The sequence below is a fragment of the Aminobacter sp. P4_D5 genome (genome assembly GCF_056401815.1).
The window spans coordinates 1-685 of the sequence record NZ_JBFUIP010000774.1; the positions used below are offsets into that span (position 1 = coordinate 1).

The following is a 685-nucleotide window of genomic DNA, read 5'->3' on the forward strand; positions in this document are numbered from 1 at the left end:
GAATAGTTCCGCACGAATCCAACGGCATAGGCCGCGGACGGCAGATCCTTCACGCGCCCTTCCTCGAGCGCGACCAGATAGACCCGGCGGATGCGCAGCTGAGCGGCCACGTCCTCGATCGCGAGACCGAGGGCGAGGCGCGCATCGCGCAGTTCCTCACCGAGCCGGGCGGCGTCCACCGCGGGGGCCTCCTGGGGGCGGAAGCGTTTCATGTCGTCGAACACGGGGCCATGGTTAGACCGTCCCGGCCGGAGGCAAAAGACCCGAAAAGCTCATCCGTGTGATTCTTCATGCGAGCTTGTTGCGGGCAGCCCAGGCGGTGGCCGCCTGGCCGATCAGCTCGGCCACGATCTCGGCCGCCGGCTGCTCCCGTGTGACCATGCCGACGCTCTGCCCGGCCATGAGGGAGCCGTTCTCCACGTCGCCGTCGATGACCGCGCGACGGAGCGCGCCGGCCCAGAAATGCTCGATGTCGAGCTGGGCGGCATCCTTGGCGAGCTCCCCCGACTGGAAGCGTTTCAGCACGGCGGCCTGATGCTCCATGAAGCGCTTGGTGCCCTCGTTCTGCAGGGCGCGGACGGGGATGACCGGGAAGCGCTCGTCGATCTGCACCGTGGGCAGCGCATCGCGGGCGGCGCCACGGAGGAAGGCCTTCTTGAAGTTCGGGTGGGCGATGCACTCGGTC

At 68.3% G+C, this 685-nt stretch carries 2 protein-coding genes; both read right to left on the bottom strand.

The genetic code is table 11. The annotated features are described in order from the left end of the window. Window positions 1–224 (bottom strand): helix-turn-helix domain-containing protein (locus AC1DWF_RS34910; RefSeq protein WP_476843051.1); only part of this gene is annotated, 224 nt, incomplete at its 3' end. A 64-nt stretch (window positions 225–288) separates the two neighbouring features. Further along, window positions 289–685 (bottom strand): hypothetical protein (locus AC1DWF_RS34915; RefSeq protein WP_476843052.1); only part of this gene is annotated, 397 nt, incomplete at its 5' end.